The following is a 20,260-nucleotide window of genomic DNA, read 5'->3' on the forward strand; positions in this document are numbered from 1 at the left end:
TCCTATTTCGCCAATAAACAGTCCCAGATAGTGTATCCTGGAATTATTTATCTTCTCCTAATAAATCTAATTTCTCACCTGGTTTTAATTTAATAATTGCACGTTTTGTGTATGTTGTCTCTCCAACAAATTTTCCCATTTTCTTTTCTTTTGGGTCATAATTAATAACATTAACTTTTTCAACCTTTACTTCAAAGATTTTTTCAAAAGCTTTTTTAATTTGAACTTTATTTGCTGTACGCGCAACTTCAAAAGTATAAACCCCATTCGCCATATTACGATATGTTTTTTCTGATAAAATTGGTTTTTTTATGACATTTGTAATATGCATTATGCGTACACCTCCTCAATTGCTTTTATTGCTTGTTCTGTTACTAATAATTTGTTTGCATTTAATAAATCATATATATTAATCCCATCTGATGTAATTATATTTATCTTTTCAATATTACGTGATGATTTAAAATTAACTTCATCACCTTCTGTGGTAATAATTAATAGTTTTTCACCATTAACTTTTAAATTATTTAAAACTTCAACCATTGCTTTTGTTGAAGGTTTGTCAATTCCAAATTGATCAATTATCATAATATTTTTATCTTGAACTTTCAACGATAATGCAGATTTAATTGCTAATTTTCTAACTTTTTTATTAACATGTTTTAAATAATTTTTCTCTGGAGTTGGGCCAAAAACAACCCCTCCTCCTTTTCATTGTGGTGCTCTAATTGAACCTTGGCGAGCACGACCAGTTCCTTTTTGTCTTCAAGGTTTTCTTCCCCCACCAGATACTTCAGTTCTTGTCTTAGTTTTGTGTGTGCCTTGACGCATTGCGGCTTGTTGCGCAATAACAGCATCAAACATTGCTTGCTGATGTGGCTCAATTCCTCAAATGGCATTATTTACAATAATTTCTTTAACGCTTGTTCCCTTCGCATCAAGTACTTGTAATTTCATTTTAAAATTCCTTTCTACAAAACTATTCTGTCTTTGATGCTGGTGCATCAGTGACTGCTGTTGGCGTTGTATCAACAACTCCTTCAACTGGTTTTTCTTCTTTTACTGTGGGCTCTGGTGTTTTTGTTTCAACAGTTCTTTTAACTAATTCTGTTGGTGTATTTGGTTTTAAACCTTTAATTGCTTCTTTAATAACTACAAACTGTTTTTTTGGACCTGGAATTGAACCTTTTACCAATAAAGCATTTTTTTCAGTATCAATTGCAATAACTTCTAAATTTTGAATTGTTACTTTTTCGGTTCCCATATGTCCAGGCATTTTTTTAGATTTTAAAATCCGATTTGGGGCAATAGCTCCCATCGACCCAACACCACGGTGATAACCTGAACCATGTCCCATTGGTCCCCGTGAATAGTTATGTCTTTTAATTGAACCGGTAAATCCTTTCCCTTTTGAAGTTCCTGTAACATCAACGAATTCCCCAGCAGCAAAGATATCAGCTTTAATAATATCGCCAGGATTATAACCATCCATATTTCTGATTTCTTTAACGAAGCGCTTAGGTGTTGTATTCGCTTTTTTGAATTGTCCTTGGTCTGGTTTTGAAACCAAACTAATTCTTTTATCTTCGACAGCTAATTGAAGCGCTTGATAACCATTTTGTTCTTTTGTCAATACTCGTAAAACAACATTAGGTTCTACTTCAACTACTGTAACTGGTATTAATCTACCATCGGTAGCAAAAATTTGTGTCATACCAATTTTGCGTCCTAAGATTCCTTTCATTTCTTTCCTCCTTGAAAATACGTCATGTATATCTTGTCTATAAATTAAATTTAAGAATGGTTATTTATTTCATTTCAATTTCCACACCACTTGGTAACTGCACTCTTTTTAAAGTGTCAATTACCTTTGGACCATCAGGATTAATAATATCAATAATTCTTTTATGTGTTCTCATTTCAAATTGTTCTCTTGAATCTTTATATTTATGAGTTGCTCTTAAAATAGTAATGATATTACGATCAGTTGGTAAAGGGATTGGTCCCTTTACCTCTACTCCTGCTGCTTGAGCTGCTTCAATGATTTTTTTAATTGATTGATCAACCACACGGTGATCAAAACCTTTTAATTTAATTCTGATTTTAGTTTGAGCCATTACTTTTCCTCCTAATTTATTCATATTTTTTGTGTAAACATTTACAACGCCTATCAGTGTATCAGTGATAGACCACAAAAGATGTTCCCACAAAATATACATGCTTATTCATTTTATTGGATAATAGGCAATAATGCAAGTCTTTTTTAAGAAAAAAAATAAAATATTTTATCTTTTTTACTTCTTTGTTTCATCTAATTTATAATTAATATTATAATAAAATTGAAATAATTACATGTTGAAAAGTAAGGAGAAAAATGGCAAAAGAAATAGAAAATAAAACTATTATATGAAAAAAACAAATGACAATGGTTATGATTTGCGTTATCAAAAAATTCAAGAACATAAAGCACAGGTGATTAAAATTCAACTTGAAACTTTAGCACGTAAAACGTCACGAAGCCATGAAATTTACCGCAAAACAAACAAAAAACCACAGTTAGATAAAAAGAAAATCATTGATAAAAATAATCCGATGTATAAAATTTTATTAAATGCTCAAAAAAGAATAAGCAATTAAAAAACCAAACTTATAGAACAAAGGATCCTAATTATATTGATGTTAATAATATGACTGTCGCTGACCGAATTAAAGTTATTAAATTAGCTAAAAAAAAATAGTCCTTATTATCGGCAATTATTATTAGAAAAAATACAAATGCTTTATCAGAATTAGCGCGAAAACGAAAAATTGCAATGATGGAGCAAACCCGCCAAAATAAAAAAAGAACTAAAACCAAAAAAATATAATCTGGTTGTTCTTTTTAAAAATTACTTATGATAACTTTCATTATTAATAATCTTAAAACTACGATATATTTGTTCTAATAATACTAATCGGCATAATTGATGTGGTAAAGTTATTGCTCCAAAGCTTAATTGAAAATTAACCTTTGACAATAATTCATTATTTCTATTAAAGCCATGACTGCCTCCAATAATAAACAATAACTTTGCTTTTTTAAAATCTTTAACCTCCTTAATATATGCAGCAATTTGTTCACTTGTTAAAATTTGACCTTGTGATGCTAATAATACTTTATAATATTCTGAATAATCTAATAGTTTTTTTATTACTAATGCTGTTTGTTCATTAATTGTTACTTGTTCATTCTTATTATTAACTTCTTTTAATTCAATAATTTCTAATTTTGCATAATGCTTAATTCGTTCAAAAAAAGTTTCACAGCCCATTATTTAGATACTTTTTATCTAATGAACCAATTGCCAGAATTTTAATATCCATTATTTATATTGGTCAGTAATTGAATCAACATTAATTGTTCATTTTAGAGCTGGGAAAGTATAATCTGTTTCTGGTGTTGGGAATTGACCACGTTTACCAACTTCCTTATCTTCTTCATCGGTTAAAATTCCTTTATCATAATTTTTTTTAACAAAACCTAATGCAATTTTAATATTTTGATCAATCTTAGCAGCATCTGGAATCGCATTAAAATTATAGTGATGATAATCATCATCTTTTAAACTCTCAAAGTCATAAAAACCATAACTTAGGAAAAATCATTGATGACCATAAGTTAGACTATCTTTTGTACTATTTGGATTTTCGTAAACAAGATAATTTGCATAACCTACTAATTTATCAATTTTTGCTGTAAAAGTAAAACGATTATGTTCTCCTTGAAACTCAAAGCGAATTGTCACATTAGGAATAACAATTGCAAGATAACGTGCTGATTGATATCCACGATTTTGATCAATTTGATTATAACCTTGATTATAGCCATTTTTTGGATCATTTAATCATTCAAGAATCGATGCTATAGGTGATAATACTTTTAATGATGAAGGTATATAAAGAGTTTTTTTGCCATCTGGTCAAGTTTGTTCTTTAACTCATTCTTTATTCTTTGTTTTTTCTGCATTTACAGTCATTGTCACCAAATTATCATTTGTTTTATTTAAAATTGTTTTATTTTCATTTGCAAGGAAAGCAACTTGACTATAGTATGAGTCATAACTAGTTGAATAATTGTTAAAAAATTCTTCTCATAATACTTTTTGATTAATTTTTTTACTATTATCAAAATGATCTTGCGCATCAGTTTTTGCAGTTTTAATTAGTTCATCCTTTTGTCCTTTTAAGCCAGCTGCAATTTGCTCATCAGTTCACTTTGCTCCTTTAACAGTTGTTACACTATTATCTTTTGTTAAATTTATACCATGTAAAATAGGATTAATTGCATTATTAATTAAACCCAATTGTCCCCCCTGTAAACTGTATTCATAAGGAGCACCATTTTTATCTTTTCCTGATTGTGTTACATCATCAATTCCATTTGTTGATTTACCAGTTGCTGTTGGAGCATGACTAAATTTTTGATTTCCATTATACATAAAAGTAGGAATAGGATTTCCTTGTTGTGCACCACTACAAGCAACAGCTGATGCTGATGATGCTGTAACCAAAGTTGTTGCTGCAAAAATTGATAATAACTTACGCATTATAGTACTCTTTTCTTAAACACTAATTTATTTTTCACTAATTAATATAGTATCCTAAATTTTTGTATTTTGCAAACCATAATCAGCAAATGAACCGTGTTTTTTTACAAACAATAATTCAACACTCCCGGTTGGACCATTTCGATGCTTTGATAAAATTAATTGTGCTTTTTCTGTTTCTAACATTGGTCCTTCCATATTATTTGAATCGTGAGAAGTATAATATTCTTCTCGAAATAAAAACATAATAATATCCGCATCTTGTTCAATTGCTCCTGAATCACGTAAATCAGACATAATTGGCCTTTTGTCTTCTCGTTTTTCAACTGATCGTGATAATTGGGATAAACAAATAATCGGAACCTCTAATTCACGTGCTAATGCTTTAAGTTGCCGCGAAATTGTTGAAACTTCCTGTTGACGTGAATCACCAAAATGAGTTCCAGTGCTAAGTAATTGTAAATAATCAATAACAACTAAACCAACTTCGTTTTCACGACATAATTTTCTTAACTTTGACTGTAATTCAATAACTTTCAAACCTGGTGTATCATCAATAAATAATTTTGTTTGTTTTAAAAAATCTGCCGCCTTGGTAATATTTTCTCAATCACGTGTTTGTAACCCTTTACCAGTTCGGACTTTAACAGAATCAACTGTTGAATAACTTCCTAGCATTCTTTGAATTAATTGTTCCGCTGGCATTTCAACTGAAAAAATAGCAACTGCTTTTTTTGATTGAGCAGCTGATTTAACAGCAAAATTTAAAGCTAATGCTGTCTTTCCCATTGAAGGACGTGCCGCCAAAATAATAAAATCCCCTTTTTGAAAACCTGATGTCATACGATCTAAATCACGAAAACCACTTGGACTTCCTGTTAACATTTCACCGGAATTTTCTAACAATTCAATTTTTTGAAGTACTTTATCAACTTCATCATATGAAGTTTTAAATAAATTCCCTTTTCGCTCTTTTTTAACATCTAAGATTTCTTTTTCTGCATGACTAACAACTTCATCAATTGGTTGATGAGCATCAATCTGACGATTAATACTATCAACAACAGCCTTTAATCGACGTGAGGTTGTATTTTTAATAATAATATCTAAATATTCAGATAAATTAGCATCTGTTGTATATGATTGAAATAAATCAGTTAAAAATTCAATGCCACCAATTTTATTTAAAATATTATTTTTTAACATATAATTGCTTAATGTTGTAATATTAATAGCAACATTTGCTGAAAATTGTTCTTGTAAAGTTTTGAAAATTACTTTGTAATTCATTACAGTAAAATCTTCTTCTGTTAAAATTGAAAAAACTTCTTCAGCTGCTGTAATGGAGTGTGCAATTATTGCTAAAACATTTTTTTCCGCATCATTAATAACATTAAGTTTATTTAATTCTGTTTTATTGATGTTTTCCATTAATTAACTCTCCTTTTTTTCTACCATCACTTTTAATGTTGCAATTATATTTGGAGCTAATTTAATTTTTAGGTAATGTAACCCAAAACTTGTTAAATTATTATTATCAATAAATTTCTTTTTATCAACTTTTAAATTAAATTCTTTCGCTAATCGATCTTCAATTTGTGTTAAAGAAACAGAACCAAATGTTTTATTATCATGAACTTTTAATTTAAAATTCAATGTTAATTCTTCTAATGTTGCTTTTAATTCTTCTAAAGAAGCTTTTGTTGCTGCTTCTTGTGCTACTTGCTGTGATAAAACAACATTTAATTTAGCCAAATTAGCAGAAGTTGTTGGAATTGCAAAACCTTCTTTAATTAAATAATTTTTTGCATAACCATCAGCAACATCAATTACATCATTAACTTTTCCTTTTCCTTTAACATCTTTAATTAAAATAACTTTCATCATAATCACCTACTACAAATTATAACGGAAAACTTCTTAAAATAATTTTAATAAATAAAAAACGAATTATTTTCTTCGCTTTTTAACCAATATCTAATAAATATAACGATAGCACCGCTTTTTTAAAAACCTTATCCAAACGTTTTTCAGCTTCGCTATCTTCTTGATATGTTAAAGAATTCCGATATTTTGTATGTTGTAAAAAACTAAAAATATCATATTCTAACTTAGGATTAAAATCTTTAATTTCAGCTCGTTTTTCTTCTAACAGTGGTAATAACTTATTTAAAGCAATTAACTTAGCACTAATATTACCATTATTTGCAAAATACTCAGTAAAAATTATTTCTTTATTAATTTTGTTATCATCATTATCAATATTTTTTAAAGTTTTATTTGACATTAATCTTGGTTTTCTTCTTATCTTGCTATTACTACCAGTACTATTGTCTTTAACACCAAAACGTTTTACTTTTAATCCGTTATTAATTGCATCAACAATTTCAATACCAAATCAATCTAATAATTCATAAATTTTTGTTGGATAACTATTAAAAGCAACTGATTTATAATTATTCAAAGCACTAATTGTTGGTCCATCCGTTTCCATTGATAAATTAGTAATATTTAATGTATATTCACAAAATTTTAATAATTCTGAATCTTCAATAAAAAAATTATCAATTTGGTTATAAATTAAATCATAATTTTTTCCTTCGTTTTTCTTATTTATTTTTTTCCCTAAATTCAAATCTAAATCATTTGTTAAATCAATACTATAACTTTCTTTAATAATTCCTAATTCATGTAATTCATTATTTGCATCTAAATTAATATCAAAAAATAAAATTGCTTTATCAACATTCATTCCAAATAATTTAGCTGATGAATTATCTAATGATGACTTAATAAATTGATCATTAATCATAACTACTAAATTTGCAAGGATTTCTTTAAAATTCGTTAAAAAATATGCATATCTTTCGTTTTCATTTTTATCAAAAATTGACATACTTCACCCCTGTTTATATTCTGTTTTGCATTAGATATATTATACCAAAAAAAAGCCATTATATTAAACCCTCCCTCACAAAAATTCAGGATAATAGTAACGAGCAACCATTAAATTCAATTAAAAAAGCATATTAATAATTTAATATGCTTTTTTAATTAATTGTTTAAATCTATTTTAAAATGGTGGACCCGAACGGGATCGAACCGTCGACCCCCTGCGTGCAAGGCAGGTGCTCTCCCAGCTGAGCTACGGGCCCAAAATTCTTATAAAAAAATGGTCGGGCTAAATGGACTTGAACCATCGACCTCACCCTTATCAGGGGTGCGCTCTAACCAGCTGAGCTATAGCCCGAAAACCTAAATCATTATAACATTAATTTTATTTAAAAAACAACCATAAATTTAAAATATTTTAAAAAAATAAAAAGCAAAATTAATTTGCTTTTTATTCTACAATTGAGTCTAATTCTTCAATATCAAGTGCCCCTTTACGTTTTGCTTTTTTACCATTCTGTTTTTCTAATTTTTTTTGCATTTTAGCTGCTTTTAATTCTTCTTTCATTAAACGTTTTGTTTCTTTTTTTGAAATTTTGGAATTGTTATTAAATTCTTGTTCATTAGCAAAATTAAAGAATTCATCATCATTAGCTACATTAATTGGTTTTGCCACTTGTTTTGGTTGCTCATATTGTTCTGGTTGTTCTGATTGTTGATTAAGAAAAACCGGATTAGAAACAAAAGCTTGTTCATAGTATGGTTGATTGTTGGTTGGTTGGGAATAATTTCCTTGTTGTTGTACTTCCTCTGAATAAACATTTGGATTTATTATAGGCTCTGGATTAGTAACTGGAACATCATTATATTGTTGTCCTAATATTTCATCAGTTGCAACCGGATTATTTTGGCCTTGATTAATAACTGTTTGAGGATTATATTCTTCAATCGGCGATTGAACTAGTTGTTCTTCATACCCATTATTTGAATATTCATCATTTTTCTGTGTTCAAGGAACTGTATCATCTTTTAATTGATTATTTTTTTTTATATTCAAATCATTGCTGGCATTATTTCAACCTGGTTTTAAACCTTCATTATTTTTAATGTGCGGATTTCTTTCAAAATGTTCATTATAATCTGAATTATTATGCCCACAAGTACAACCTCATGGTCCATAAGGATTATTTTGTTGCCCATAATAATTTGGATACATACCATGACACATTCCTCCCATTTGCGAAGTTGGTGGCATCATTGGATAAAATGGATATGGCGGTGGGGCTACTTGTTGCGCTGGAGCTGGTTGTTGAATAAAAAATACTTGTGGTGAAGCACCATTGGTCGGATATGGCGTAATAATTTGCTGAGGTTGCGATGAATATTGGGGAATTGAAGTTCCTGATGAATAATTATTTGAAAAGGCAGGGGTTGGTGATAATGTTAAAGTGCTAATAAACACTTCTGCATCACGACGACTTCTAAATAGCGCAATTTCACTATTAGTATCATGTGACTTTACTAAATATCCTTCTTCATTTGGTAAAATATAAAAACCATTATTCATTTTTTGCACCTCATTTTACCCTATTTTCTACCCATACTTGTTACTATAGATTGTACCATAAAAAAGTAAAATAATATATAATATCATATTTATTTTTTAAAAAAAAGCATACTAATTAAAATTATTTTAATATTTAATTTTTTTCAAACATAAACCATATGGTTTTGCACAATATTTTGTTGTTGCTCCTTTAGGCGGGTAGTTTAATTGTGCTTGTAATTCAGTTAAACTAACTTTGCCAGCATAACAAGCTAAAATATTTTGTGTCAACATGCGAATTTGATAACGAATAAAACTTTTCCCCCTAAAATGAATTTCAATTTTTTTTGCTTTGTTTCGTTTAACCCAAATTTTGTTAATTGTCCGTACTGTTGCAATATCCTCGGTTGGTTTAACCCCTGCAAAATAAGCAAAATCGTGTGTTCCAACAAAAATTTGACTAATTTGATGTAACTTTTTAACATTTAATGGTGCATTAACTTTAAGTTCATAACGGTGGTTAAAAAGATCATACTCTTGATCATTAATTGTATAAACATATTCTTTTACTTTTGCAGTTCGAACACTAAAATTTTCAGCTACAAATTGATATCCTTTAATATTAATATTTGGTGGTAAAGTTTTACTAACGGTTTTAATAAAAAAAGCTAAATGTCGTGGTTGGAATGGTAGTTTTACTAATACCTTTTGATCACAAGCGTGCACACCAGCATCCGTTTTACTAGCTCCTAAAGTTCAAATTTTTTGATGACAAATACCAAAAAATGCTTTTTCCAATTCACCTTGAATTGTTCGAGCATTTTTTTGTTTAACTCAGCCACTATAATCATAACCATCATATTCAATACTTAATAATAAATATAACATTATCATCCTAAAACAAATTCATCAATATGTGGAATCCGAATTTGTAAAAATCCTGTTTTAATTTTACCAAATATTCATCCATTAAAATTGTTATCTCAATGTCAAACTTGATAAAAAGTTTCATATTGCCCCATTGTTACTGATTGAGCAATAATAATGCTAGCAATTCCAACTCCAAAAATAAATAATAACACATCAGGAAAATGAATTCGATAATGACGATAACGTGTTCGTTTGGCATGGGGGTCATAACCACGAGCATCCATTGCATATGCTAAATCTTCAGCTTTTTGAAATGATGATACTAATAATGGAATAATTAACGCTGTTGTTGACTTAATTTTATCTTTAAAATGACCATTTTTAAAATCAACCCCACGTGAGGCTTGCGCTTTCATAATCCGTCCCCCTTCTTCAATTAAAGTTGGAATCATTCGTAAGGCAATTGAAATAATTGTTGATAAAATATGAACTGGAAAGCGCACTAGTTTTAATGGACTTAATAAATCTTCTAACGCTAAAGTTAAATCTAATGGGCGCGTTGTTGCCGTTAAAATTGTTGTAATTAAAATCATTAAATAAATCCGGCATGCCATATAAAGGGCATTAAAAATAGCTTTTTCTGAAAAAGCAAATCAACTTTTTCCTCCCGCGGCAACAGGGCCTGTTGCTGCTGCTTTTCCACCTCAATGTCATCCAATATAACCATCCGTAACTAAAAAGCAATTAATTAACAACAAAATAATAAACATAAATAAGATTGGTTTTAGTAATGCTCGTAATAACCCTGGCGGTAATTTGGCTAAAAAGAACAAACTAAAAATTGTTATTCCTAAAATGGCATAACCGGTAAAACCAGTTGAAAAAAAGATTGATATCATTAATGATAACAACATAAATAATTTTACCCGTGGATCCATTCGATGAATTGGGGAATTATAAGCAATATAGCGTCCAAATGATAAGCGCATCTCTTTTATCCCTTTCTTTTTTGTTCTTTATGTTCAATAATTTTTTTTGCTAATTGGTCAATATTACGAATATTAACATTTGTTAAATCAAGACTTTTTTCTTGCAATTGATAAATCAAATGATAAATTTTTGGTGGTTCAATTAATAATTCTTGTAATAAATTTTTATCCTTAAAAATTTCAAATGGTGATCCAACTTTTAAAACTCGGCTTTCTTTTAAAGCAATAACTTCATCAGCAATTTCTAAAACATGGTCCATATTATGCGTTACTAAAATAATCCGTTTATTTTGTTCCTTATTAATCCGTTGAAATAACTTAATAAAATCCTCTTCACCTTCAGGATCTAATCCAGCGGTTGGTTCATCCAAAATTAGAGTATTACCCTCCATCGCTAAAATTCCCGCAATCGCAACCCGGCGTTTTTGCCCTCCTGATAAATCAAATGGTGAACGCTCTAAATAATTTAATGGTAAACCAACCATTTCTAGGTATTTTTTGGCATTTTCTCGAGCAACTTCTTTAGTTTCGCCCAAGTGAACTGGACCAAACATAATATCTTTTTCAATTGTTTCTTCAAATAATTGATATTCTGGAAACTGGAAAACTAAGCCAATTGATTTTCGTAATTGTTTAATATTTTTAATGCGTTTTTGTTTTGCTTTAATAATAAAACCATTTGCATCAACCACTCCTGTCGTTGGAATTAATAAACCATTGATATGTTGAATTAAGGTTGATTTGCCACTTCCTGTTGATCCAATAATAGCAGTAATTTTCCCAGGTTTAATAACAACATTAATATCTTGCAAGGAAGTATATTCATAAGGTGTTTTAGGAGCATAAACATAAGACACATTTGTGAATGTAATATCAACATTTTGTAATGCTTCAATTTTAGGTTGTTTTTTTACTTTTGACATATCTCATCCACCAACTCTCTAAGATCTAGTGTATTTTTCACTTTTAAACCATTTAAGCGTAAATTATCAACGACTTTTGAAACAAAAGGAACATCTAAATGAATTGATTTCAAAAACTCTTCATCATACAAAACTTCATGTGGTTTTCCACATTTAACCATTTGACCTTTATTCATAACAATCACTTTATCAGCATTTAAAATTTCATCCATATCATGCGTAATTGAAATAATTGTTTTTTCGCGTGATTCTTTTAAATCCACCATAATTTGTTTAATTTCTTTTCGTCCTTTTGGATCTAACATACTTGTGGCTTCATCAAAAATGATAATATCTGGTGATAATGCTAGTGCTGAAGCAATTGCAACCCGTTGTTTTTGCCCTCCCGATAGCATTAGTGGTTCATGGTCAAGAAAATTATTCATACCAACTTTTGCCGCTGCTTTATCAATAATTGCTTGCATTTCTTTTTGCGGAATTTGGCGATTTTCAAGTCCAAATGCAATATCATCACGAACTGTTGATCCAATAAATTGATTATCTGGATTTTGGAACACAATTCCTAAAAATTTTCGAATTCCTGTAATTGTTGATGAATGAACTTCATTACCAAAAACTTCAATTTTCCCTTTTTGTGGGCGTAAAACACCAATAATAATTTTACTAATTGTTGATTTTCCACTACCATTATGTCCAATGATTGTAACATATTCCCCATGGTTAATTTCAAAACTAACTCCATCAACAGCATTAGGATGATTTTCCCGATAGCGAAATTCAACATCAGTTAATTTTAATGAAATATCATTTAGTTTCTCTAAATTTGCATTTATTTTTTTTGTTTTTTTTGCCATTTCTTCTCATCCTTAATGTTTTTTTACATAATATTTTAATTATATACTCAATATTTAAAAATATTAATTGAAATTTTATCTTTCCAATTATACCATTAATTATATATAAAAATTATAAATAAACAATAAATCATTACTTTTTTGTAAATTATCTGCGCTCTATCAATAACCGCCGTCATTAAAAGGATTATCATCTAAGTCAATATTTTGAACATAGACATCCCGTGGTTTTGCTCCATTTTGTGGACCAATAATCCCATTTTCTTCTAAAGCATCAATTAAACGACTAGCACGATTATATCCAATTGAGAATTTTCGTTGAATTAAAGATGTCGAAGCTTTTTGATTTAAAATCACAAAACGTTTAACTTCTTGATACAATGAATCAATATTATCGTTTTCATTGCTACTTCCTGTTTCACTATTTATTTCAATATTTAAAAACTCTTCATCATAATCAGGTTCTTGTTGAGCACGGCAAAATTCAACTAATCGTTGAATTTCATCATCAGAAATAAATGCCCCTTGCGCACGGGTTGGAATATTTTGCCCGGCAGGCGCATATAACATATCACCATACCCAATTAGTTTTTCAGCCCCACCTTGGTCTAAAATTGTACGAGAGTCAATTGCTGAAGTAACTGAAAAGGAAATTCGCGATGGAATATTTGTTTTAATTACCCCGGTAATAACATCTGTTGAAGGTCGTTGTGTTGCAATCACCATATGAATTCCAGCGGCACGAGCTAATTGCGTAATTCGCATAATTGAATCTTCAATATCTTTTCCAGCTGTCATCATTAAGTCAGCTAATTCATCAATTATAACAACAATATAAGATAAGCGATCTTTTGCTGTAACTTTTTTATTAAACGATTCAATATTGCGGACTCCACGTTCTGATAGCATACTATAACGACGTTCCATTTCAGCAATTATTTTTTTTAAGGCAGAATTTGCTAATTTAGTATCTGTAATAACTGGCGCTAATAAATGGGGTAAATTATTATAAACAGCTAATTCAACCTGTTTTGGGTCAATTAATAATAATTTAACTTCCGGTGGTTTTGTTCGTAATATTAGCGATGATAAAATGGTATTAATACAAACAGATTTTCCACTACCTGTTGAACCAGCAACTAATAAATGTGGCATTTTATCTAATTCAACAAAAATAATTTCTCCGTTCACACTGCGACCAATGCCAACTAATAATTTACGATCTTGTTTTTCTAATGGTAACCGTTCCATAATTTCACGTAATGTTACTTTATTACTAATTTCATTAGCAATTTCAATTCCAACAGCTGACTTTCCCTGAATTGGGGCTTCAATTCGAACATTTTTAGTCGCTAAAGCATATTTTAGATCATTTTCTAAATGCATAATTTTGTTAACTTTCACTCCTGGTTGCATTTGAACTTCAAATTTTGTAATAGTTGGTCCAATATTAATTCCTTGGACACTAGCAGCAATATTAAATTGTTGAAAAACTTGATTAATTTTCACTGCTTTCTTTTGCGCAGCAAATTTATTTCGTTCATTATTACTAAGGTTATCTTCCTTTGGACTTAATAAACCTAAATTTGGTAATTTGTAATGTGGATTATTAAAAGTATTTCGGCGCAAAATAGTTTGACTATTTTTTTTATTAATTTCAATTGACTTGGGTTTCATAACACGGTGAGGTGGTTGATATGGCATGTCAAAATGTTGTTGATCCATTAATGGTGGCTCATAATTCGAATAATATTCATCTTGATATGGTTCTAATGGATGATGATATTCTGAATTACTTTGTCGATGATAAATTCCTTCATTAATATCAACTGTTTCAAATTGCTCTGATGGCGTTGGATTAAATTCTTCTGTTGGTAATTGTTCATCATAAAATGATGTTTGCTTTAAAGTTGTTGAATTACTACCTCGATTAATTTTTCCAAAAGGCGTGATATCAGTTGCTGAATTCAACTTATCGCGTGCAACATCAATATTAATATCTTTTCCATAAGAAGAACAATACACTGGTAAATCATCAAGTTTTTTATTAAGCGTATTATTACTACGGCGATTACGTGGTTGAATATATTGATCCGGTGTTAATTTCATTCGTGAACGGTGCGGCAATTGCGAAGAATGTGGTGACTGTGAAGGCCCTGAATGATAATCATTAAAAGGTTCTTTTACATTGAAAGGTTCTTTTAGTAATTCTGGTGTAGAACTAGTTTGATTATCAAAACGAACATAATTTTGTTTCATTTTTTTCTTACCAACAAAATCATCGGCAATTAAATCATCAATTAAATGTTGGTCATGTAAGGCTGTATATGATGGCATTTGAATTGTAATATCTGATGCTTCTGTTGTATGCATAACTTGCCGAGCTGAAAATAATTCCTCATCAGGAATATTAAAATTTTGGTAAATATTTTGCTTTTGACGTCGATTTGCTGATAAACGTAATACACGTACACCTTGTTGCTGACGTTCATTTTTTGGTAAAAACATCCCAATTGCTGTTCCGGTTGCGACTCAACTTCCTCATAATAAAAAAACTGATAAACACAAAATTAATGAACCAAAAATGGTAGTATAACTAGCAATCCCAGCTAAAAGATTGCCAATCATACCCCCTCCAGCATATAAAGTAATTCAAGCACCATTAAAACCAACAAATGTTATCGGATGGTTTGGATTAGGATTAAAAATTGATGCATCTTGTCAGCGTTGCAAATAATTCTTAACAACATCTAAAAAAACAGTTTTATCAAAATACGCCATTTGCCCGTTAGCATATTGATAAATTAACAAAATGCTATTTACCAATCAGCAGGACAAAATGATAAAGGTTACCACCATTCAAATTACCCGTGATTTTAATCGAATCCGTACTCCAATAAAAATTGTCAAACCTATCACTAAGCATACAAAATACATTAAATACTTAAACCAGCCAAATGCAAATGTAAATAAAACATCATCAATAAATTGCCCAATTAAAGTAATTCGCCCTATGGCAAGAATAGTAAAAAACGTCACTAATAATGCCCCAATTACTCACCCGATGGAATCATTACGACGCTGCTTTTTTTCGACTTTTAAGATTGCAGTTTTCTCATTCTGATCATCATAAGATTTCTTTTCCATAGTGCAGCCCTCCTAAAATTCTAAATATTTAAAAATTACTTTAAATATGACCATACATTTTAAAAGCTTCAAATATTTATCTACTATAATATATCATAAAATTAAATTTCATTCACAATTGCTAAAATAATTGGTGTTTTTCCTGTTTCTGTTTTAACAAATGAACTAATTGTCGATCTAATTTCATTTTTTACTTCATTGACATCATACATTTCACCAACAACAGCTTTTTTATAATGTTTCTCAATAATTTCAATAATAACTTTTTGCATTTTATGGAAAATATCATTATTTTCTTGAATATAAATTACTCCTCGCATTTGCGTGTCAATTAAAGAAACCAATTCCTTTGTTTTACTATCAATTGAAACTCCTATAATAACAACTCCATCAGTAGCTAATTGCTTTCGTTCATTTAAAACAACTGCTCCAATGTCACCAACGCCAATCCCATCAACATATAAATCAGCGGTTTTTACCTTATTGCTTTTTTTCGTATATTCACTATCAATAAATTCAAGACCTTCGCCATTATCAACAATAAAAATATGTTCTGGATTAATCCCAGCTTCAATTGCTGCCATTTTTGCTTGAACAAAATCTTTATATAAACCTTTCACTGGCACAAAATATTTTGGATTAATAATTGAACTCATTAATTTAACATCTTCATAACTTGCTGTCATTGTTCAAACTTTTTTATCCGATAAAGCAATTGTTTTTGCGACAGTTCGTGCTAATTCATCTAAAACATTGGCATGATTTAATTCACTTCCTGGGTTTGGCGGTGTTGCTAAAATAATTGTATCACTTTCTTTAATATCTAGAATATCATCATTACCAGAAGCAATTTTAATCAAACGACTATATAAACGTTCTCCACTACCAGTTACAATAATTAATGATTTTTCTTCTTTAACTGCTTCTTGTAATCCTTTTAAATTAATTCCATTGAAATTTAGTTTTTTACTATCCGATAACACTTTTAATGACTCTAATAAAGTTTGACCATAAATTCCAACTGAAATATTATTTTCACGAACCAAATCAAATAATTCACTAATTTTATGTAAATCTTGATCAAAACAAGCTAAAATAATACGATCTTCTGTTTCTTTAACAGCTCGTTCAATATAATTTTTAATCTTATGGTTTGGTGCTGTATAATCACGGCGTGAAGCTGATGAGGCTTCTGATAAAAATAATAGTACCTTATTTTTAGCAATAATTTGATTTAAATGTTGTAAATCTGTTGCAAAATTAGGGTCTGCTTTAGCATCAAAAATATAATCTCCAGTATAAATAATTGTGCCATCAGGTGTATGCAATGCAAAACCAAAACTATTTGGCATATTTGTTGTTGTTGAAAATACTTCAACCTTGCATAAACCAAAATCAAGAATATCTTTTGCATTGATAACATGAAAACATTCTTCTTTCCCACGAACTTTAAAACGTTGTAAATGGAATTTTAAAATATTACAAGTTAAATCACTTCCATAAACTGGGAGTGCCAATTCTTTTAAAATATAAGTAAGTGATTCAGAACATTCATCCGAAGGTTTTGTAATAAAAACACCTTTAATTCGAGTACAGTTTTCCTTTAGATAATCAAAATTAGGAATTACTACATCAATTCCTAAAATTCCACGTTCCGGATTTTTTGTTCCCGCATCAAAAATAAAAATATCTTGTTCTACCTCAATGCAGTATAAATTTTTACCTCGCTCGTCTAATCCACCAAGAGCGAAAAAATTAATTTTTGCCATAATTAAAATCGTCTACTTTCTATTCGCTGTTCATTAATTAATACTTATTTACATTTTATTTTTTAAATGTATTTATACATTTTTCCCCTTAATACAAATGTAATCTCTCTAAATAAATGTAATCTTAATTATTATACATTACTATTAAAAAAATATCCAAATAATCGGAAAAATATCATATTTCTATTATCATAACACATTTTTTGAGTTAAAATAATAATATTTAAAAGGATGTGAAAATAATCTTGAAAGCAATTTTTTCAGGTAGTTTTGACCCAATTCATGATGGTCATCTTAATATTATTAAAAAAGCAAGTACTCTCTTTTCAAAATTATATGTTGTAATTACGAATAATTTAGAAAAATCAAATCAAACAAACATTAAAACGCGTGCTGAACAAGCTGCCATAGCTTGTCAAAACCTTAATTTAAATATTGAAATTGTTATTAATGACCAAATGTTAACAAGTGATTTTGCTAAACAATTAGGGGCTAAATATATTATTCGAGGCCTACGAAATAATAACGATTTAAAATATGAAATGGAATTAGCTTTTGCTAATAAACAATTAAATAAAGATCTTGAAACAATTTTTTTTATTGCCGATTATGGTTTGAATGAAATTTCTTCAACTTTTTTAAACCAAATTAAGCAATTAAAAAAATAAAAAATATTGAGTTTCAATATTTTTTATTTTGTCTTTTATTTTCCTAATAAATTAAACATATTTTGTTTATAAATCTCAACTCCTGGTTGATCAAATGGATTTATCTCTAACAAGTAAGCTGACATTGCACAAGCTTTCATAAATCAATATGCTAAATAACCAAACATTTTATCATCCATTGTTGCAAATTCTAAAACAATATTTGGAACATGCCCAACTTTTGTATGAGCAGCAACAACGCCTTCAACAGCAATGGTATTTACTTCATGCAATGTTCTTCCAGCGAGATAATTTAAACCATCGGTATCTACTGCTGCTTTTGGCAGGTTAAGATCAATTTGTGGTTCTTTAATTGCAATAACTGTTTCAAATAAAATATTTTTTGTCCCTTCTTGAATGAATTGGCCAAGAGAATGTAAATCTGTCGAAAAAACACACGATAATGGTAGTAAACCCTTTGAATTTTTTCCTTCTGATTCCCCAAATAATTGTTTTCATCATTCGGTAATCATCTGCATTTGTAACTCATAAGTTACAAGCATTTCTGCTTTATATTTTTCCTCTTGATTTAAAATATAACGTCCAACAGCATATTTATAGGCATGATTAGTGAAATCATCAATTAAAGTATCTTGATAAGCTTGTTGTGCTCCTTTAAAGACATTATCAACATTAATACCACTTACTAACATTGCAAAAATACCAACTGGGGTTAACACTGAATATCTTCCCCCAATGTCATCCGGAATAACAAAGGTTTGATAACCTGCTTTATCAGCTAATATTTTTAGAGCACCTTTCTCTTTATCTGTAATAGCAACAATTAAGTTGGCTGCTTTTGGGCTTCCTTCTTTTTTTTCTAAAAGCTCTTTGCAAAGACGAAATGCAATTGCTGGCTCAGTTGTTGTCCCTGATTTAGACACAACACAAATTCCAAATTTTTTGTCTTGAAGATATTTCAAAACTTGTGCTGTATAATTTGAAGACATTGTATTTCCAATATAAATGATTTCTACTTTTTGTTGACTATATAACCCATTAATCATTTCAATTGCTGCTCGCGTACCAAGATAACTCCCACCAATTCCAATTACCAATAAAACGTCAATTTCACTAGCTAATTTCTTTGCTGTTTGTTTCATTTTTGCAAGCTCTGCTTGATCATAATTATTTGGTCACTCAACTCAACCAAGGAAATCATTTCCTAATCCTGTTTTATTATGAATCATTTGGTGAATATCTTTAACTCGCCCTAAATATTTGTTAAAAACATATTCGGCTAATGCATTAGTAAAATCTACTTTAATCATTTTAATAATATGCCTGCTTTCTATCTAAAAAACCTTACATTTGTAAAAATTTTAATTTATTTACTTGTTAGTGAATTAATTTTTTTACTTAACATTTGTAATCCTACTCCTGTTTCTTGAATTTGACTATTATTCTTTTTCAATAATTCAGGTCGGCAATTCTTATAACTTAATTTTACTTGTTTCTTAACTGGGTCATAGTCTAGTACCTCTACTTCAACATTGTCACCAATATTAACAAATTCTTTGATATCTCTTACATAGTAATCTGAAATCTCACTAATGTGGATTAATCAAGCAGCATTTTTTAATTCACAAAATGCACCAAACGGTGTAATGTTTGTAACTTTTGCAAGAACTTTACTTCCTTTTACATACATAATTCGTCACATCCCCTTTCTGAAACTGTATCAATTATACCGCTAGAACTATGAAAATCATTTTCTAAAAGGCATCGTGTAGATACAAGTTCCAAATTTGTATCTCTTGTTAGATTGATAATAACATTCTTTTAAATAAATGCAACTATTTTTTAAAAAAAAATAAAATATTTGTAATTTTAGTATATTTTAAGCATATTTAGGCACACTGAAAAATAATTTATTAAATTACTTCAAATAAACTTATCTAAAATTCTCTGAGAATACCTCATTTGCCGTTCTTCAATTCAGAACAGGCCTTAATTTTTCATTTATAACATCATTGA

At 29.3% G+C, this 20,260-nt stretch carries 20 protein-coding genes and 2 tRNA genes; 2 read left to right on the forward strand and 20 right to left on the reverse strand.

Going from position 1 to position 20,260, the window contains the following annotated elements:
* Positions 1 to 43: 43 nt before the first annotated feature.
* From rplW to rpsJ, 4 genes are all read right to left on the reverse strand, one after another.
* Entirely contained in the window at positions 44 to 331 is a 288-nt protein-coding gene (rplW, locus tag D9R21_RS00185; RefSeq protein WP_114564653.1) for a 50S ribosomal protein L23, read from the reverse strand.
* A complete protein-coding gene (rplD, locus tag D9R21_RS00190; RefSeq protein WP_126820594.1) occupies positions 331 to 957 on the reverse strand; it encodes a 50S ribosomal protein L4 in 627 nt (208 codons plus the stop codon). The genes rplW and rplD overlap by 1 nt, the downstream gene beginning before the upstream one ends.
* A 22-nt stretch (positions 958 to 979) precedes the next feature.
* Entirely contained in the window at positions 980 to 1,744 is a 765-nt protein-coding gene (rplC, locus tag D9R21_RS00195; protein WP_126820595.1) for a 50S ribosomal protein L3, read from the reverse strand.
* A 64-nt stretch (positions 1,745 to 1,808) separates the two neighbouring features.
* Positions 1,809 to 2,117 carry a 30S ribosomal protein S10 gene (gene rpsJ, locus D9R21_RS00200; RefSeq protein ID WP_126820596.1) on the reverse strand — a complete coding sequence of 103 codons (309 nt, stop codon included), beginning with the start codon at positions 2,115 to 2,117 and terminating at the stop codon, positions 1,809 to 1,811.
* A gap of 289 nt (positions 2,118 to 2,406) precedes the next feature.
* Here rpsJ and D9R21_RS07995 point away from each other — a divergent pair, with 289 nt between their 5' ends.
* Positions 2,407 to 2,637: a hypothetical protein gene (locus D9R21_RS07995; protein WP_241568600.1), complete on the forward strand. Its 231-nt coding sequence runs from the start codon at positions 2,407 to 2,409 to the stop codon at positions 2,635 to 2,637.
* Between the two features lie 251 nt (positions 2,638 to 2,888).
* Here D9R21_RS07995 and D9R21_RS00210 read toward each other — a convergent pair whose 3' ends face one another.
* The 14 genes from D9R21_RS00210 to D9R21_RS00275 form a co-directional block, all read right to left on the reverse strand.
* Positions 2,889 to 3,311, reverse strand: a complete 423-nt coding sequence (locus D9R21_RS00210) for a 23S rRNA (pseudouridine(1915)-N(3))-methyltransferase RlmH (RefSeq protein WP_241568601.1) — start codon at positions 3,309 to 3,311, stop codon at positions 2,889 to 2,891.
* 51 nt (positions 3,312 to 3,362) lie between these two features.
* Positions 3,363 to 4,586 (reverse strand): lipoprotein, encoded by a 1,224-nt coding sequence (locus tag D9R21_RS00215; protein WP_126820597.1) that lies wholly within the window; start codon positions 4,584 to 4,586, stop codon positions 3,363 to 3,365.
* Between the two features lie 54 nt (positions 4,587 to 4,640).
* Positions 4,641 to 6,017, reverse strand: coding sequence for a replicative DNA helicase (dnaB, locus tag D9R21_RS00220; protein ID WP_126820598.1), 1,377 nt, complete (start codon positions 6,015 to 6,017; stop codon positions 4,641 to 4,643).
* Between the two features lie 3 nt (positions 6,018 to 6,020).
* Complete coding sequence (gene rplI, locus D9R21_RS00225; RefSeq protein WP_241568602.1) at positions 6,021 to 6,473, reverse strand: 50S ribosomal protein L9; 453 nt, start codon at positions 6,471 to 6,473, stop codon at positions 6,021 to 6,023.
* A gap of 79 nt (positions 6,474 to 6,552) precedes the next feature.
* A complete protein-coding gene (locus tag D9R21_RS00230) occupies positions 6,553 to 7,482 on the reverse strand; it encodes a hypothetical protein (RefSeq protein WP_126820599.1) in 930 nt (309 codons plus the stop codon).
* 183 nt (positions 7,483 to 7,665) lie between these two features.
* Positions 7,666 to 7,741 (reverse strand) — tRNA-Ala (locus D9R21_RS00235).
* 18 nt (positions 7,742 to 7,759) lie between these two features.
* Positions 7,760 to 7,836 (reverse strand) — tRNA-Ile (locus D9R21_RS00240).
* 93 nt (positions 7,837 to 7,929) lie between these two features.
* Complete coding sequence (locus D9R21_RS00245) at positions 7,930 to 9,045, reverse strand: hypothetical protein (protein WP_126820600.1); 1,116 nt, start codon at positions 9,043 to 9,045, stop codon at positions 7,930 to 7,932.
* A gap of 126 nt (positions 9,046 to 9,171) precedes the next feature.
* On the reverse strand, positions 9,172 to 9,912 hold the full coding sequence (truA, locus tag D9R21_RS00250) for a tRNA pseudouridine(38-40) synthase TruA (protein ID WP_126820601.1): 741 nt from the start codon (positions 9,910 to 9,912) through the stop codon (positions 9,172 to 9,174).
* Positions 9,912 to 10,883, reverse strand: coding sequence for an energy-coupling factor transporter transmembrane component T family protein (locus tag D9R21_RS00255; RefSeq protein WP_126820602.1), 972 nt, complete (start codon positions 10,881 to 10,883; stop codon positions 9,912 to 9,914). The genes truA and D9R21_RS00255 overlap by 1 nt, the downstream gene beginning before the upstream one ends.
* Positions 10,884 to 10,888: 5 nt before the next feature.
* Entirely contained in the window at positions 10,889 to 11,806 is a 918-nt protein-coding gene (locus D9R21_RS00260) for an energy-coupling factor transporter ATPase (protein WP_126820603.1), read from the reverse strand.
* The gene (locus D9R21_RS00265; RefSeq protein ID WP_126820604.1) at positions 11,794 to 12,660 is read right to left on the reverse strand and encodes an energy-coupling factor transporter ATPase; all 867 of its coding nucleotides are present in this window, start codon (positions 12,658 to 12,660) and stop codon (positions 11,794 to 11,796) included. Before D9R21_RS00265 ends, D9R21_RS00260 begins: the two co-directional genes overlap by 13 nt.
* Positions 12,661 to 12,819: 159 nt before the next feature.
* Positions 12,820 to 15,807: a DNA translocase FtsK gene (locus D9R21_RS00270; RefSeq protein ID WP_126820605.1), complete on the reverse strand. Its 2,988-nt coding sequence runs from the start codon at positions 15,805 to 15,807 to the stop codon at positions 12,820 to 12,822.
* A 101-nt stretch (positions 15,808 to 15,908) separates the two neighbouring features.
* Complete coding sequence (locus tag D9R21_RS00275) at positions 15,909 to 17,576, reverse strand: ribonuclease J (protein WP_126820606.1); 1,668 nt, start codon at positions 17,574 to 17,576, stop codon at positions 15,909 to 15,911.
* A gap of 245 nt (positions 17,577 to 17,821) precedes the next feature.
* Between D9R21_RS00275 and coaD the strand changes: the two genes are divergently transcribed.
* Complete coding sequence (gene coaD / locus D9R21_RS00280) at positions 17,822 to 18,244, forward strand: pantetheine-phosphate adenylyltransferase (protein WP_126820607.1); 423 nt, start codon at positions 17,822 to 17,824, stop codon at positions 18,242 to 18,244.
* Positions 18,245 to 18,279: 35 nt separating this feature from the next.
* Here coaD and D9R21_RS00285 read toward each other — a convergent pair whose 3' ends face one another.
* On the reverse strand, positions 18,280 to 19,554 hold the full coding sequence (locus tag D9R21_RS00285) for a glucose-6-phosphate isomerase (protein WP_126820608.1): 1,275 nt from the start codon (positions 19,552 to 19,554) through the stop codon (positions 18,280 to 18,282).
* A gap of 56 nt (positions 19,555 to 19,610) precedes the next feature.
* Positions 19,611 to 19,934, reverse strand: coding sequence for a S1 RNA-binding domain-containing protein (locus D9R21_RS00290; RefSeq protein ID WP_126820609.1), 324 nt, complete (start codon positions 19,932 to 19,934; stop codon positions 19,611 to 19,613).
* Between the last annotated feature and the right edge of the window lie 326 nt (positions 19,935 to 20,260).

Source organism: Spiroplasma endosymbiont of Megaselia nigra (assembly GCF_003987485.1).
In the GTDB taxonomy this organism is placed as follows: domain Bacteria; phylum Bacillota_I; class Bacilli_A; order Mycoplasmatales; family Mycoplasmataceae; genus Spiroplasma.